Raw genomic sequence first — 502 nt, forward strand, 5'->3', positions numbered from 1 at the left:
GGACGCTCCAGTGTACGCGGGGCCGGGCGGGAGCGACGGGGTCGGGCGGGAGCTACGGAGTCGGTGTCAGCTCGTCGGCGGTCGGCTCGCCGAGGCCCGAGACCGCGATCGAGGACAGCAGGGAGCCGGCCCAGTCGCTCGGGGTCTCCTGCACCGTGTCGCTCGCGGGCTGCTGCGCCTGCTGGGCGAGCGTCACGTCGTCGAGCACGAGGTAGCTCACCTCGCCGGGCATCACGAAGTACAGCCGCTCGCGGGCCTGCGCGCGGATGAACGCCGGGTCGGACCAGCGGGTGCGCTGCTCGTCGAGGTTCTGCGCCTGGGTCTTGGCCGCGTCGACCGAGCGCTGCAGCTCGGCGATCTCGGCGCGCTGCTCGACGAAGTTCTTGATGCTCGGGGCGAGCACGACCACCGCGAGGATCATGATCCCCATCACCAGCAGCGTGAAGCCGGAGCCGCGGACGCCGGCGATCCACGCGGACGAGGGCGGGGCGGGCGGCTGCTT

1 protein-coding gene is annotated in these 502 nt (G+C 72.7%); it reads right to left on the reverse strand.

Going from position 1 to position 502, the window contains the following annotated elements; translation table 11 throughout:
• Positions 1 to 52: 52 nt before the first annotated feature.
• The coding region (locus C5C71_RS17125; protein WP_104251219.1) for a septum formation initiator family protein at positions 53 to 502 on the reverse strand (450 nt) is incomplete at its 5' end.

It is taken from the genome of Rathayibacter sp. AY1C1 (assembly GCF_002932105.1).
Lineage (GTDB): Bacteria > Actinomycetota > Actinomycetes > Actinomycetales > Microbacteriaceae > Rathayibacter.